Origin of the sequence: Exiguobacterium sp. A1_3_1 (genome assembly GCF_048985645.1) — a bacterium.
Taxonomy (GTDB): Bacteria; Bacillota; Bacilli; order Exiguobacteriales; family Exiguobacteriaceae; genus Exiguobacterium_A; species Exiguobacterium_A indicum.
Genome location: NZ_WBYY01000067.1, coordinates 1 through 15097, shown reverse-complemented (window position 1 = coordinate 15097; position 15097 = coordinate 1). Strand labels below are relative to the sequence as shown.

At 47.4% G+C, this 15097-nt stretch carries 12 protein-coding genes and 1 pseudogene; all 13 read right to left on the bottom strand.

Features of this window, described 5'->3' with window-relative positions; genetic code table 11:
* Complete coding sequence (locus tag F8N00_RS08910; RefSeq protein WP_421018061.1) at positions 1 to 756, bottom strand: pullulanase-associated domain-containing protein; 756 nt, start codon at positions 754 to 756, stop codon at positions 1 to 3.
* Positions 757 to 984: 228 nt separating this feature from the next.
* Entirely contained in the window at positions 985 to 1911 is a 927-nt protein-coding gene (locus F8N00_RS08905; protein WP_023467480.1) for an LCP family protein, read from the bottom strand.
* Positions 1912 to 1924: 13 nt separating this feature from the next.
* Positions 1925 to 3100, bottom strand: coding sequence for a DHHW family protein (locus F8N00_RS08900; protein WP_058265078.1), 1176 nt, complete (start codon positions 3098 to 3100; stop codon positions 1925 to 1927).
* 15 nt (positions 3101 to 3115) lie between these two features.
* A complete protein-coding gene (locus F8N00_RS08895) occupies positions 3116 to 4504 on the bottom strand; it encodes an MBOAT family O-acyltransferase (RefSeq protein WP_023467476.1) in 1389 nt (462 codons plus the stop codon).
* The gene (locus tag F8N00_RS08890) at positions 4494 to 4979 is read right to left on the bottom strand and encodes a hypothetical protein (RefSeq protein ID WP_421018060.1); all 486 of its coding nucleotides are present in this window, start codon (positions 4977 to 4979) and stop codon (positions 4494 to 4496) included. The genes F8N00_RS08895 and F8N00_RS08890 overlap by 11 nt, the downstream gene beginning before the upstream one ends.
* The gene (gene wecB, locus F8N00_RS08885; protein ID WP_421018059.1) at positions 4976 to 6076 is read right to left on the bottom strand and encodes a non-hydrolyzing UDP-N-acetylglucosamine 2-epimerase; all 1101 of its coding nucleotides are present in this window, start codon (positions 6074 to 6076) and stop codon (positions 4976 to 4978) included. The genes F8N00_RS08890 and wecB overlap by 4 nt, the downstream gene beginning before the upstream one ends.
* 112 nt (positions 6077 to 6188) lie before the next feature.
* Positions 6189 to 6929, bottom strand: a pseudogene (tagH, locus tag F8N00_RS08880) (teichoic acids export ABC transporter ATP-binding subunit TagH); the annotation flags it as partial.
* A gap of 11 nt (positions 6930 to 6940) precedes the next feature.
* On the bottom strand, positions 6941 to 7741 hold the full coding sequence (locus F8N00_RS08875; protein WP_421018058.1) for an ABC transporter permease: 801 nt from the start codon (positions 7739 to 7741) through the stop codon (positions 6941 to 6943).
* Positions 7738 to 9030, bottom strand: coding sequence for a nucleotide sugar dehydrogenase (locus F8N00_RS08870; protein WP_421018057.1), 1293 nt, complete (start codon positions 9028 to 9030; stop codon positions 7738 to 7740). The genes F8N00_RS08875 and F8N00_RS08870 overlap by 4 nt, the downstream gene beginning before the upstream one ends.
* A gap of 278 nt (positions 9031 to 9308) precedes the next feature.
* Positions 9309 to 10562 (bottom strand): glycosyltransferase family 4 protein, encoded by a 1254-nt coding sequence (locus F8N00_RS08865; RefSeq protein WP_035398386.1) that lies wholly within the window; start codon positions 10560 to 10562, stop codon positions 9309 to 9311.
* Positions 10559 to 11875 (bottom strand): glycosyltransferase family 4 protein, encoded by a 1317-nt coding sequence (locus F8N00_RS08860; protein WP_235147622.1) that lies wholly within the window; start codon positions 11873 to 11875, stop codon positions 10559 to 10561. The genes F8N00_RS08865 and F8N00_RS08860 overlap by 4 nt, the downstream gene beginning before the upstream one ends.
* Positions 11770 to 12774: a class I SAM-dependent methyltransferase gene (locus F8N00_RS08855; protein WP_035398389.1), complete on the bottom strand. Its 1005-nt coding sequence runs from the start codon at positions 12772 to 12774 to the stop codon at positions 11770 to 11772. Before F8N00_RS08855 ends, F8N00_RS08860 begins: the two co-directional genes overlap by 106 nt.
* Positions 12771 to 15097 (bottom strand): glycosyltransferase (locus tag F8N00_RS08850; RefSeq protein WP_421018056.1); only part of this gene is annotated, 2327 nt, incomplete at its 5' end. The genes F8N00_RS08850 and F8N00_RS08855, both read right to left, overlap by 4 nt.

The window sequence follows — 15097 nt, the reverse complement described above, 5'->3', positions numbered from 1 at the left end:
TTAGTCTCGTGGGCTCGGAGATGTGTATAAGAGACAGCTGTAGTATACCGTCTGATCCCCTTCAATCAACCAGATGTCTTTCGCCCCTGCATAAAAGAAACGATCAGCTCCGTCTTTTTCCGACCATCCTTCAAGATGAGGAATGACGCCTGCAAGACGTGCTTTCGTCGGATTATCGAGTGTTACCTTGGCAACGGCACCGAACTCATCTTGCTTGTCAAACTCGAATCGCTTGCCATCTTGCTCTTCCGGCCAAGACCAAACGCCATACTTTTCATAATCATTGTCATACCGGTAATAGTGGATGTTCGTGTCGATATTTTCGACATCTGCTCCATTGCTTGGATTGACTGTCGAGATGTTCTTACTTCCCGACTCGATCCAGATTTCAGCAACACCATTTTTAATCATGTCTTTCGTAATGAAGCGATCATTCTCAGATCCCCCATCTTTGTTCCAGTTATCATCTCGAACGATAAAGCCGATTTTTTCCGGCTGATCAACTGGGAATTCATAAGCTGCGATTTTTCCGTAAGCATCCTCGCCGTTAAAAGCGTGAGCTTTATTCGGAAAATAATCCGGTCCATTTGCCCATAACCACAGATTCCAATCCTTCGTGGCATTCGGGTCTGCCTTGTAGTGAATGATGACCAATGTCGACTTCCCTTTTTCCAGTGCTTGACCAGATAAAGAGAGTCCACTAAATATCAGTGCAAACGTTAGCGCAACGATACAAACGAATCTCATGCGTTTCATACGGTAGCCATCTCCTTTTGGTATGTAATCGTTTTCATTTTGCATCCGTTTACAAGTCCTGTCAAAGCCTATTTCATCGGTTTGGTCGAAAATAAGACTTTTGAACCAAGCACTTTTTTTCAAAAAGAATGGAGAGTTACATCAGAGGAAGACAGAAAAAAAGCGTCTCCACAATCATGTGCTAGAGACGCTCATCCTGATTTGTCTGATGGTACTACTAGTTATAGCTTACGATCGTGCAAGAAGTTTAGCGATTGTCTGCTTCGTCTGTTCCATTGATTCGTCCGATGCAAAGAAATACCAGACACCATCACTTGCGATATATCCTTCTCCCTCGATTTTCAGCGGCTTTAATTGTTCGAACCCCCGCTGATTTTCCTGCGCTAGTTGCGCTGCGACATCGAGTCCAATATTCGTCGTAAAGTTGTTTTTCATGACGTCCGTAATCTTTTCGAGTTGCGTCAACAACTGTGGTCCAGCAAGCTTCATTCCGACGGCTTCTAGCACTTGACGCTGACGAATTTGTCGTCCCATATCGCCGAGTGGATCTTGCTTTCGCATCCGAGCGTAACCACTCGCTTCAAGACCCGTCAGATGAATTTTCCCTTTCTCATACTCCTTTTGAAGACGACGGTCGTTCCAACTGAAGGCAGATGGATTGTCGACCGTGACACCCCCAACAGCATCGACCAACTCAATCAATCCATCCATGTTGATTTTCGCATAATAAGGAATATCGGTCTCAAACGTCTGCTCCACCGTCTCGACTGTCTCTTTCACCCCCCCATAGGCATAGGTATGATTGATTTTAGTCTTTTCGCCAGACGGCACGGTTACCTGCATATCTCTTGGAATGGACAGGGAAGTCGCTTGTCTTGTTTTTGGATTGAATGAAAGAAGCATGATGGCATCGGCACGTCCTTTATCGTTTTTCCGTTCATCCACGCCCAGTAATAAGACATTGACCGGCTTCATCGATTCGAGTGGCTTCGGCCGCTCTCCATCTAACGGTGTTAAGAACGCGTCTGCCGTTTGCTTCACTTTTAAAAAAGCTAAACCAGCTGATGTACTAGCAATCAGAACGAACCCTAGTAGGAGCGCACTCAATACGCGCCAAACAAGGCGTGGTTTTCTTTTCGCCATTCGGGATCTCATGTCATGAACTCCTTCATAGTGTGTTTTCATACGTCTTCATCAATCCAGCAATGTTCGAGTTATGCAGGAACAATACGGAGTCGACTTGTTTTTGTTTAGCGAACTGCGAGACGTCGAATGATTTTGGCACATAACGAACGTCGACGACTTCCAGATTGGCACTTTTAGCAAGGAACGGTAAGACGGGATTCGCGAATGAATCCTTTAAGACGAGAATCGTTGGGCGATCATTCTTCGTCTGCTCCTTCATCGACATGATGCCGTGATTCCCGCGCAAGAATACTTCATACCGATCGACGTAATCCCCCTCCTGCTGAACGAAGGATTCATCAATGACTGGGCGATCGCATGCCCCGTCGTAACAGACATCGATCCCTTTAAAGAATGCTGGTCCATAATAAGCTAACTGATCACCGGACGTCGCGTACGCAAGCGTCGTCTTTCGCGCTAATGAACCATAATAGGCATGCTCATCCTCTTTACGATCTGCTTTTGATGGTGTGACCGGTTGCAAGCCCATCCCCTTCGTAATCGTCTGGTATGCTGACGCTGCCCCGTCGATATTCCAGTGATGGTCCGTCTTGAAGTAGTCCGTTAGTTTTAATTGATCAAGTGACAAATTCGTCATCCCGGCAGCCTTGAAGTCACGAATCATTCCTGCGTAACGTGTCCGTGCGTTCGAAGCAACATACGATGGGATCAACTGATCGCGTTCAGCAATGACCGTCTTCGATGGAGCTAGCGCCATATAGACGGGTCGATCGACTTCTTGCACGAATTGCTGAAACGCGTTTGGAATCTGGACTTGAGTCGAGGCACTCGGTTCGATCATATAGCCATTTTTAGCTGTATAGATTCCATTACGAAATGGCTGTCTGAAGACATCCTTCGATAGTAGCGCTTGCATCTCAACGAACGTTCCCCGCAAAAGTAGTTGATCCGTGAAATACGTCTCCATCTTCAGCATGTCTTTTCCAGTCGCGATTCCTTCGATCGTCGGATTGACCGATTGTGCGAGTGTACGGTTTTCTAACTGGGAACGCACACGATCCTCTCGGACGATCGTTCCGATACCAATCGTTAACAAGATGAGTAAAAAACTAATCGTCGTCACCCACATCATGATCCGTTCAAAAGAAGTCGTCCGTTTTTGTCCCTGCTTATTTTCTGTTTCAAGTGGCTGTGCCATCAGTAGACCTCCTTTTTAGAAGCGGAAATAGATGAATGGGTTAAACGTACTTGCAACAAGTGCTGATGTCGCCAAAAATAGTAGCAACATCGCATACCCATACTGCATCGTCGTACCAATTCTTCCGAGTGACACGACTAATCGCTCTCCGATGATTTTCGGAATCGGTGTCGCTGCGATACACGCGACAAGCAATAGAACACCATTTTGGACAAGCTGGTAGCTCGCGCGTTCATCCCAGATTACATCTGGTACGAACATCGCTTGAATGTACGTAACGGCTTCTGGGAACGTCTCGGAACGGAAGAATACCCAACCGACCAACACGAGTACGAGTGTCCAAACGGTCGAGAAGACTGGCATTTTCTCCAACCATTTCCCGAGAAATGCTTTCTCGAGCATGATCCAGATTCCGTAATACGCTCCCCACGCGACAAACGTCCAACTCGCACCATGCCAAAGACCTGTCAGCATCCAGACAATTGCTAAGTTGCGATACTGTAACCATGGTGAGACACGATTTCCACCAAGCGGGATGTAGACATAATCCCGGAACCACGATCCAAGCGAAATATGCCAACGACGCCAAAATTCAGAAACTGACTTTGAAATGTAGGGATAGTTAAAATTCTCAAGAAAATGAAATCCGAACATCAAAGCTAGTCCAATCGCCATATCACTGTATCCCGAAAAATCGAAATAGATTTGTAAGGCGTAGGCGATGATGCCGATCCAAGCAAGCCCCATCGAAAGATCTTTCATATTGAAGATGGCATCCGCGACCTGACCACATCCATTGGCAAGAATCAGTTTTTTAGCTAAGCCGATCGTAAACCGACGAACCCCTCGGGCAAAATCGGAAACTGTCTCTTCTCGTGACTCGATTTGGCTCGCAATCGTGTTATAGCGAACGATTGGACCCGCGACGAGTTGGGGAAAGAACGCGATATAAAGGGCGAGGTCAAGCGGATTCTTTTGCACCGCTTCCTTCCCTTTGTAGATGTCGATGACATAACTCATCGCATGAAACGTATAGAACGAGATCCCGAGTGGCAAGACGACTTCTGGTACGAACCATCCTAATCCGAATGTCTCGTTGACTGAACGAACAAAAAATCCGCTGTACTTGAACCAGCCGAGTAACCCCAGATTGACTACGATCATGCTGAACATGATCCATTTGACGCCAATTCGGTGTCGATACAGATCGACGAACAAGGCGAAGAAGTAGTTGATTGTGACGCTCAGTAGCATCAGCAATGCAAAACGCGGTTCTCCGAATGCATAAAAGAATAGACTCGTCACTAATAACCAGCCATTTCGGAAGCTGCGTGGGAGTAGGTAATAGACGATCAACACAGTCGGTAAGAACAGAAATAAGAATATCGTCGAACTAAATAGCATACGTCGCTTCCTCCCCTGCCGTGACATGTTGCACAATCTGAATGTCCCGGAGATGGACCCGGAAGCTCCCCTCTTGCAAGAACTTCCATGCCACCTTGAAATACTTGGCTCCTGGTACTCGTTTCATCTGTACACGAACGACTGTCTCATTCGTCAATGTGACGGTTTCCGTTTCCGATCCCATCCGTTTTTTCTGTCCATATTGCATCTTGAATAACTGAACGACACATGGTGCATCGACTTCGAAATGACAGGTCACCTCGATGAGATCTCCTGTAATCGTGGCGTCTGATCGGTATAACTTTGAAGGCGGATGTTGAAATCCTTGATCAAACAACTGAATGTACAATTTGTCGTCTGTCGTCGCTTCTTGAAAATCAAAATAGACACCATCTGTAGCATCCTCAAGCAAGATTTTTTCCTGCGTTCCGAATGGAAAGAATTGATAAATCGCTGGAGGAATACGTTGACTCATACAGGTACCTCACTCATGATGGCATCGACGATTCGCTCCGCCGCTTGTCCATCGCCATAAGGATTCGCCGCTTGTGCCATCGATTGATAGAACACCTGATCCGTCAACAATTGATGACTCATCGTATAAATCATCTCTGGATTCGTCCCGACGAGCTTCAACGTTCCAGCTTCGACCCCTTCTGGACGCTCTGTCGTCTCCCGTAAGACAAGGACAGGCACGCCGAGCGAAGGTGCTTCCTCTTGAATCCCACCTGAGTCGGTCAGAATGAAGGATGCCCGAGCCGCAAGATTATGGAAGTCAAAGACATCAAGCGGTTCGATCAATTGAATCCGCGGATGATGCTCCAAGCGAGCTGCCGCTTCTAGTACGACCGGATTCGGATGAACCGGATAGACGATTTCGATTTCTGGATGATCATTTGCTAACCGTTCGATCGCCTCAAAAATCGTTGCCAGTTGTAAATGATTCTCACGGCGATGAACCGTCAAAAGAACGAGTTTTCGTCCCGACTTCTCTAGGCGCGATAGGACAGGATGCGTATATGTCGGTGATACAGTCGTCTTCAACGCATCGATGACCGTATTACCGGTTACGATGATTGGTGTCTGCTTGTTCTCAGCACGTAAGTTCATTGCAGCCTGTTCAGTCGGTGCAAAATGATAATCCGCCAACACACCTGTCAATTGGCGATTCATCTCTTCTGGGAACGGCGCATACTTTTCATATGTCCGTAGTCCTGCTTCCACATGACCGACTGGAATCTGTTGATAGAACGCCGCTAAAGAAGCAGCGAACGTCGTCGTCGTATCCCCATGGACAAGGACGAGATCCGGCTGTTCCTTTTTGAGGACGCGACGCATCGCGTTTAAAATACGCGCCGTCATTTCCTCTAACGTCTGACGCGGACGCATCAAATCCAAGTCATGGTCCGGAGTGATCTCGAATAGTTCAAGGACCTGATCGAGCATCTCTCGGTGTTGTGCTGTAACGACGACGATTGGTTCGACGTCCTGACGATTTTCAAGTGCTTTGACGACCGGCGCCATTTTGATCGCCTCTGGTCGTGTTCCGAATACAAGCATGACACGTTTCATTTACTTCATCCCCTATCTCATTTCATGACGATTGTTCAATCGTCTCGCCCATCATCTGCTGATCCACGGAACCAATCCGTTCCGTTCGTTTCTTAGCTACGTAATGGGAGGCTTGCTTTTTTGATAACTGTTTGTACCAATATAGATATTTATTGTATTCAGCCAACGTTTCGTTCGTCGGACCAAATAGACGTACTTCCCCGTATTCCAACCAAAGGATTTTTGTACAGAAACTCTTTACCTGGCTGAGCGAATGACTGACGAAAAAAATCGTTTTCCCTTGATCGCGGAATTCACGCATCTTATCGAGGCACTTTTCAGTAAACGTTTGGTCTCCGACTGAGAGCGCTTCGTCGATGATCAAGATATCTGGATTAATATGAATCGAGATCGCAAAACCAATTCGAGCTCGCATGCCGCTCGAGTATGTCTTGACTGGCTGATCGATGAACTCCCCGATATCAGCGAACTCTAGAATTTCTGGAGTAATCGTCTCGATTTGGCGTTTCGTCAAGCCCATCATCAGCCCTTTTAATTCAATGTTATCTCGCCCTGTCAGTTGACTATTCAATCCACTAGAGATGGCAATCAATGCTGACTTCCCACCCAATGTGACCCGACCGTACGTCGGTGGTGTCACGTTAGCAAGCAGATGCGATAGTGTCGATTTCCCACTTCCGTTGATGCCAACGACACCGACGATTTCTCCCTCTTCCACAGAAAAGGAGACGTTCTTCAGAGCATAGAACGATTTTCCATTCACCTTACCGAACAACACTTCCTTTAGCTTGTCGATCGGTCGGGCATAGAGCATGTACCGTTTCGATACATTCTCAAACACGACATGACCCATCGTTCTCCCTCCTATACGTAATCGATGAAATAGCGTCGGAATCGAATGTGAATCGATGCTCCAACAAGTAAGATTGCGAACGTCATACACCAGAAATACACGCCGTACCACATATGATCGAGCAGATAACCCGTTCCGATGAGTGCGGACCGATATCCCTCAATCAAATAAACGAGTGGGTTTAACATCAACAACATCTTAAATAACGAGTGATCTGGCGGAATCCACATGATTGGTGTTAAATACATCAGCATGCGAATCGCAGATGTCACCATGTTTTGCACATCTCGAATCATCGTCGCAAGTGCGGATAACAATAAGGAAACCGCATAGAGGAATACGACGCCCGCCGGTACGATATATAGGAGTTCAAACGTATGCCATCCCGGGAAGTAACCGAAGGCACACCCTAAAATGATCGTCAAAGCAATCATCGCGAGATGACGGTAGAATTGTGCCAAAATGACATACGCCGGAATCGTACTCAATGGAAAATGCATCTTCGAGACGAGGGCGACCCGACCATAAATCGACCGGGAACCACTTGGAATCGTACTGCCGATGAAGAACCAAGCAATCAATCCGCTGACGAGCCAAAAAACGAACGGAATTCCATCGACTGGATGCCCACCACGAATCCCGAAGCCGAATACGACCCAGTAGACACCGATTTGGAGTAGTGGCGTCATGATCTCCCAAAACCAACCCAGGTATTGCATGCTATATTGACTCTTTGTTTCATAAAGCGAGAGCCGAAAGATCAGATATAGATGATCCTTCAACTCTCCCCCAATCGTTCGTAACGCGTTCATATCGCTTTCGCATCCACTTCCGTCACGCGGTGCGTATGCAAATTACCGAAGTTCAGGACTTTGACAGCGTCGAGCTCATTGACGATCCCTTTCGTATCAAAGAGTAACGGTGTCCGCATGTAGTTTGCGAGACGACGTGAATCGAATTGTTTGAATTCATCGTGGTCGACTAAGACAAGCGCTAGGTCGGCGCCTTGAATCGCCTCCAGCTCATCGACGAGTTCGAAACGTGTCGAAATCGAGCTTTCGACGTGCGGATCACAGACAGCGACGTCAAGTCCACGGTCGAGTAATTGTTCAATGACTTCGACAGCTGGACTCTCGCGCATGTCGTCGACGTTTCCTTTATACGTGACACCAAAGACGGCGATTTTTGGACGGACACGCGAACCGACGAGACGAGCTGCTTGTTCGGCAACGAATTGTGGCATCTGAACGTTCGTTTGTCGTGCCGTATGAATGATGCGAGCAAGCGATGGGGCTTTTGCGACGATGAAGTACGGATCCACTGCGAGACAGTGACCACCCACTCCCGGTCCCGGATGATGCAAGTTCACCCGTGGGTGCATGTTCGCCATCTCAATCACATCTAAGACGTTGATCTCTAGCTGATGACATACTTGCGTCAATTCATTTGCGAGAGCAATGTTGACATCGCGGAACGTATTCTCCATCAACTTCGACATTTCGGCTGTCTTCGCATCTGTCCGGACGATTTCACCTTGAACGAATGTTTCGTAGACGGCAGCACCTGCCTCCGCACACGCTGGCGTCAATCCACCAACGATTCGGTTATTATGGATAAGTTCATGTAAGATTTGTCCTGGCAAGACACGCTCGGGACAATGGACGACATAAATGTCCTCACCGATCGTAAATCCAGCTGCTTCGATTAAGGGACGGACATGATCATCCATCGTTCGTGGCGCAATCGTCGATTCGACGATGACGACGTTCCCTTTTTCAAGGAAGGGTAGCATGTTGTTAACCGCTGAAATGACATATTTCAAATCACACGATTTATACGTATCGTTTAAGTTAGGAGTTGGAACGGCGATTAAAAAGACATCTGCTCGTTCTGGCGTAAGTGTCGCTCGGAATTTTCCGTTCGCGACGACTCGTTTGATGACATCCTCGAGTCCTGGTTCTTCAATATGAATCGTTCCCGTGTTCAGAAGATTGACGATTTGTGGATCGATGTCGACACCTACGACTTCCGTGCCATGATCCGCGAACATCGCAGAAGAAGGTAATCCAATATATCCTAGTCCGATTGTGCAAAGTTTCATTTTGTCATTCCTCCATCGAGTTAGTCATACTAGCCAACGAACGGTCTGTGGCTTGGCTGTAACTAGACCATAACGACATTTCCTTTGCTTTCCAATGCTTCTAACCATCTCTTAAACCATTCTTCACAGACCTTACATTTCCAGTGTTTTCTATCGTTTTTGTAAATCTTATGAAGCTTTCGCGAATCCTTCGTGTCTATTCGAATGAAACAAAACGACTCGTCAGGAATCCTCCTTCATTGCACGTGGATTTCCCTTCGAGTCGTTGACTATTTTTCTTATTTTGCGCTAGATTCCATGAAAATCGAGTCATAGACAGCAAGAAGTCGACCTTTTTCTTGCTCCCAGTTGTATTGTCTCCTTGCTACGCTTGCTCGTTCCTGCATCGCCCGTCGCAAGTTCTCATCCTTCACTAGACGATTGACCGCCTCGGCGATACTCTGCGGTGATTCGACATCGACGATTAATCCAACTCCTTCTGTTTCGACGACACGACGGATTTCTGGTAAGTCGGCCGCGATGACAGGAATCAACGCCGCCATGTATTCGAATAGTTTATTCGAAGAAGCGGAATAATGATTGAAGCAAACGTTCTGGAGGACTTGAAAGCCGACCGTCGCCGCTGCCGTGTAACTGGGTAGTTCAGCAAGTGGAACCTTATCAATGAAGCGGATACGAGACTTTTCCGATGATTGCGTAGCCAGTTGCATGAGTTTCCCTTTTAACTTTCCATCTCCAACGAAAATAAGTGTTCCTCGATCGATGAACGGCATCGCTTCAATGAGTCGCTCCAGTCCACGTCCTTCCTGGATCCCGCCCTGATACAACAAAATCGGCTCGTCTGGTACGAGTGCTAACTCTTCGCGTAACGGTCGCGGTTGCGGAACAATCGGTTCGTAAAACGGATAATTGTGCAAGACGGATGGTCGGGTTCCATATAATTTTTGATGATAATCTGCACGCGTGTCATTTTCAACGATCGTCTGGTCGACGAATCGAAGCAGCCAGCGTTCTAATTTCCCTTGCATGCTTCCGTATCCTGTCCGATCGGTTTGGACTTCATGCGAGTCATAGACGATTTGGGCACCACGCGCCGCCCCAATCGCTTGTGGTAACGTATTGACATCGTTCGCATGCATGACGTCATAATCATGCTTCCGGGCAGTACGTGTCATACGAAGAATGCCGAAACTGTTATATAGGGCGTAACGGATGAATCGACTTCGCATGAGTAAAAAGAGCACGAGCATCACGGGAATAAGCCATGGCGCAAGAAGCGCACCCATCAATCCGATAACAAGGGTCCGTTTTTTCCGTTTGCGAAAGAACGGGAGCCACCTCGCAAAAGGTGGCGTCCGGTCGATTCGAATGACGCGAAACCCAGACATCGGGTATTCGACTTCTGGAAGTGTTCCGTCATTTAAGCAGTATAGGTCTACGCGGTGTCCTGCTTCGACAAGTGCCGTACATTCACGTAAGACACGGGCATCATTCGTAAACGGATTCCAAACAAACATTCCAATGCGCTTCATTCTGCGACCGCCTTTCGTGACTGCGTTTGTTCGATGGCTTCAAACAAGCGCTGTTCATTTTGTTCCCAATCGAAATGGCGTTGGACGTAATCCACACCCGCCCGTCCCATCGCTGCACGTTTCTCTGGATTTCGTGATAACTCGAGAATATGATCAACGATCTCCTCTTTTTTCCGCTGGACAGACACATAACCGGCTCCTGCTTCTTCAATGACATGCGCCGCATGACCGGATACCGCACCGACGATGGCACAGCCCATCGCCATGTAGTCGATGATTTTGCCTGGTGTCACTGTATCGAACGCTGTACTCTCGACGAGTGTCGCAAAGGCGATGTCACTCTTCGCGAGTTGTTTCAACGCATCCCAGCGTGGCATCGCGTCAAGAAACTCGATATTCGTCAATCCACGTTCCTTGACGAGTCGTTCGAACGTTTGCTTGTGATAGCCGTAACCGACGACTTGAAAGCAGATATCCTGTTCTTGTTGAAGTTCCTGTGCGACGTCAAGCAACAAGAACACATCTTGTGCGAGTCCGATATTCCCTGTATACACGACGCGCACTTGTTCCGATACTTTTCGGCGTTTGATCAACCACTCATTTTCCTCGATGGAGTTCGGGATGTAATGAATTTTTTCCGGTGCAATGCCCCGCCCTTCAATATACGATCGAAACCCCTCACTGTTGATGACCAATTGATCGGCCTGACGATACATCCACTTTTCAAGCCAGTAGAGCGGAGTCAATAAGAGACGCGATTTCGTGATTCCGACGCCAATCAACGATTCCGGCCATAAGTCACGTACATCGAGAATCAAAGGAGCCTTTTTGACATGTTTCGCGACGACCCCGACGAGTCCCATGAAGATGGATGGCGTCGTCGCATAGATGTAGGCATAGGATTTTGGATCATGCCGCACCTCTTTAATCGCGAGCACGAATTGTTCGACGAATAAACGAAGACGTCGCCATAAATTATTCGTTGCCCGGACGTCACGCGGCTGAATACGGGTCACATGAGCCGTATCGAGGCTCGGTTCATCCCAGAACATCGAGTCCGTATAGAGTTCTGCCGTTGGATAGAGCGGTTCTGACGTTAGCACATGGACATCATTTCCCGCTTGTTCCATCCGCTTGAAGATATTCTTCATTCGGTTTGCCGCACTACCGATTTCTGGATAGAAATTTTGACAAATCATCAAGACGTTCATCGACGACTCCGGTGTTGTTTGAGTTGACGTCGGAACTTCCAGTAACGGACGACGACTTTTCCGAGTTTTGAGCGCGCGAGTGAGCGGTATTTTGATTTCCATGATGCATTCGCCTCCAACAATTCCAGATTTGTCACCAGTGATCCTTCGAATCGATCAAGCAGTGCGGCATATTGTTCTTCAAGCATCTTGTATTGTTCATGCTGTTCCTGCAGTTGCTGTTCATGACGTAGCGATTCTGCTCGAATATGCTCCAATTCTTCCGTTTGTTCTCCTAACCGTTGCACTTTCCGTTCTAGATTCTGTTGCTTGCGTTTTAAATCAAGGATCGTTGCCAGATGCAATCGTTCCACCTCTTCAAAGGCATCCTCGAGCCATTCGACTTCCGCTGGTAAAATTGCTCGACCCTCTCGAGGTTCCGGATAGACTTGGATCGTGACCCCGAGCCACTTATCAATCCGCTCGATCGTCTCGATTTTACCGAAGGGTGTCAACTGCTCAAGCAATTGATTTAAATAGTATGTCCGTTTATGATCCGCATAATCGTTTACTCCGAATGGGACTGTGATGACGAGTCGTCCTTCTGGTGCGATGAACGAGACGGCACGGGCGATAAAGCGCTCTGGCTCTCCGATATGTTCCAGTACTTCCGTCATCAAGACTGTATCGAATTGAATGTCAGGTGTGTATGTCATGACATTTGCTTCATGTAATTCCACCTTTTCTTTAACGGATGTTGGTTCCTCCAGTAAGGCTTGTTTGGCCTCGATGATTGCTTCCGGTAGTACATCGATTCCGACGACGTGTTTCCCTTCCCGTCCAAGTAAAATCGGAACGACTCCACCCGAACACCCGATATCTAAAATGTGCTCCCCTTTTGCTTGTCGAACGATCCAGTGAACACGTGCGCGAACTTTTTTACCGAATCCACCACCTAACTGATCGTAGTAGGCAGCTCGGATTTGATCCTTGGGGCGTGCTGTTTTCATCGATGCCGTCATTTCTGCACCTCCTCGAGTAATAAGTGTTGAAGTCGATCCGTCTCCTGTCGATCCGCAAGTTCTATGAACTGACGGATCAATGGGTTCGTCAACGTGATGGGTTCATAGAATCCGATGATTGTTCGCAACAATGCGACACTCGGTGCAAAATCCTTATCACTGCAGTAGCGTAATTTGACAAGATACCAATGCTCAAAGAAATGCTCGAATCGAGTTTCCTTGTATTCCTCTAGCACTCCATAACGAGCGAATTTCTCAGCACGTGCCCGCTCTCGGACGACACTTCGTTCGAAGAACTTCACCGTCAATGCATTCACGGTTGACCCCGCAACGGCTGCGTAGTAATAGTGGATAACTCGATTGACGAGTAAGACACGGTTCGCGCGAAGCATCAATTCTTGGAAGAACAAGGAGTCCTGACCAACCGCACCGATGACCTGTTCCAATTGATGTTCAAGCAAGAAGGTGCGACGGACGACGAGTGCTTGAATGCTTTGTACCGCAAACCGATGTTTCAATAGAAAAGCTTTCGGATCCTCACAAACCGTTCGTCCTTGTTTACGAATCGTCGGTAAGGCGATGATACTTGTCTTCTCGGCAAGCTTTTTCATATGCCCTGCCACAAAATCAAGTGATGGATCTTTTTCTAGTTCTTGAAGCAAAAAGGCATATCGATCACTGAGCACCTCGTTATCCGGATCAAGGAACGTCACGTAGTCAGCTCGTGCCATCTCGACTCCTTTGTTACGCGGACGTGAAGCACTACCGCTTCCACCTGTCTCAAAGAAATAGGTTCTGACATTTTCATGACGTCGTGCGAGACGCTCTACGGCTTGACGTGTCGCTCTGTCCGTCGATCCATCATCTACGAGTAAAATCTCTGACTCCATGAATCGATCCATCCGCGTGAGACTGGCGAAACATTTATACGTGAGGTGTTTTCCATTGTTATAGATTGGAACAACGACCGACAGTTGCGGAGTCTGATTCGTCGGAACTACCGTCTGCTCGTTCCACTCCAATTGATCAAGCAACAGTGTTTTTCCGTTCAGTTCATCTGCCTGGAACATGTCATATCCGATAGCTGACCGCCAAACAATCGCACCGTTTCGGCTACCGCTCATCTCTTGTACATGATACGGATACTCACTTCCTTTGCGAACGATGCTGGCATCACTGTATTTAAAACCATTCACAAGATCCTCTAGATAATACTCACCATAGGATTCCTGTCCATCCATCCAAGCAACGAGATCTGCTTGATTGTAAAGTTGCTCCGTTAATGCATCCACAGAAACGATTGCATCGGGTGTGAGACTTTGGCGATCGATTACGTTACGGATGTCTTCTCCGTCCTGAGCGACGACGACTAGTAAACGATGTTTTTGTGTCTCAGGTATGCGCCCGATGAACGCTAGAATCTGATCCATCCGCTCGAAGACCGTATGCCCCGTCATGACGGCACGAAGTCCTTCTGCTCGTAACCGTTCGATTTCTTCTTGCGACGTGCGCTCCACGATTGCCGTCGCCTCTTGTGCGTCATGCACGGTAAAAATATTCGGAAATTCATTATTGACGGCGATACTGTAATTCGACAGAATCAAATTCCCGAGTGCTTGTGATTCATAAACGCGACGGGCACACATCGTTTTGCTGTATTTGATGCTGTTCAAGTTCAAAACCCAGTCATAACATTTACTGACTTGTTGTAAGGCATCATAAGGAATCGCTGGTGCGACCCGTGATTGATAGCGCTCCGGAAACTGATAAGCTGGTAAGTCGAGATGATAATTTCGGTCCACGATATCGAGTTCGTGCGAGGATTGCATCACCCCATCAAATAACATTTCCGTATCTTTCACACGTTCCGGATATTTCGCCATCCAGCTACCGGCAAATAAGACGCCCTTCTTTCGGCTACGTGTCGCCCCGATTGGATTATGAATCAGTGGATTGACACCAAACGGCATCGCCATGATCCGATCGTGTCCACATAAGACACGGTATTCAGGAATCATCGCCTCATCTGAAGTCAGAACGTAATCCGCAGCTTGCGCCACGTCTTGAAAACGTTCATGATTGCTCGGATCTTCTGTCGATTGAAAAACGACTGGAATGCCTTTATCTCTCACTTCTTGCATCATCGCAAGTAATCGGTTTCGCTTCTTGGAATTCGGTGTGGCGACACCTTTCCAATCATCATTTTGGAGTCCTTTCCAAGACGAAATAACTAAAAATAGATCAATTGGGCGTTTGAAGACATCCTCAAACGTATCAGAATTAACGTAATGAAGATGAGCCGCATCTTCATAGTAGGCATACA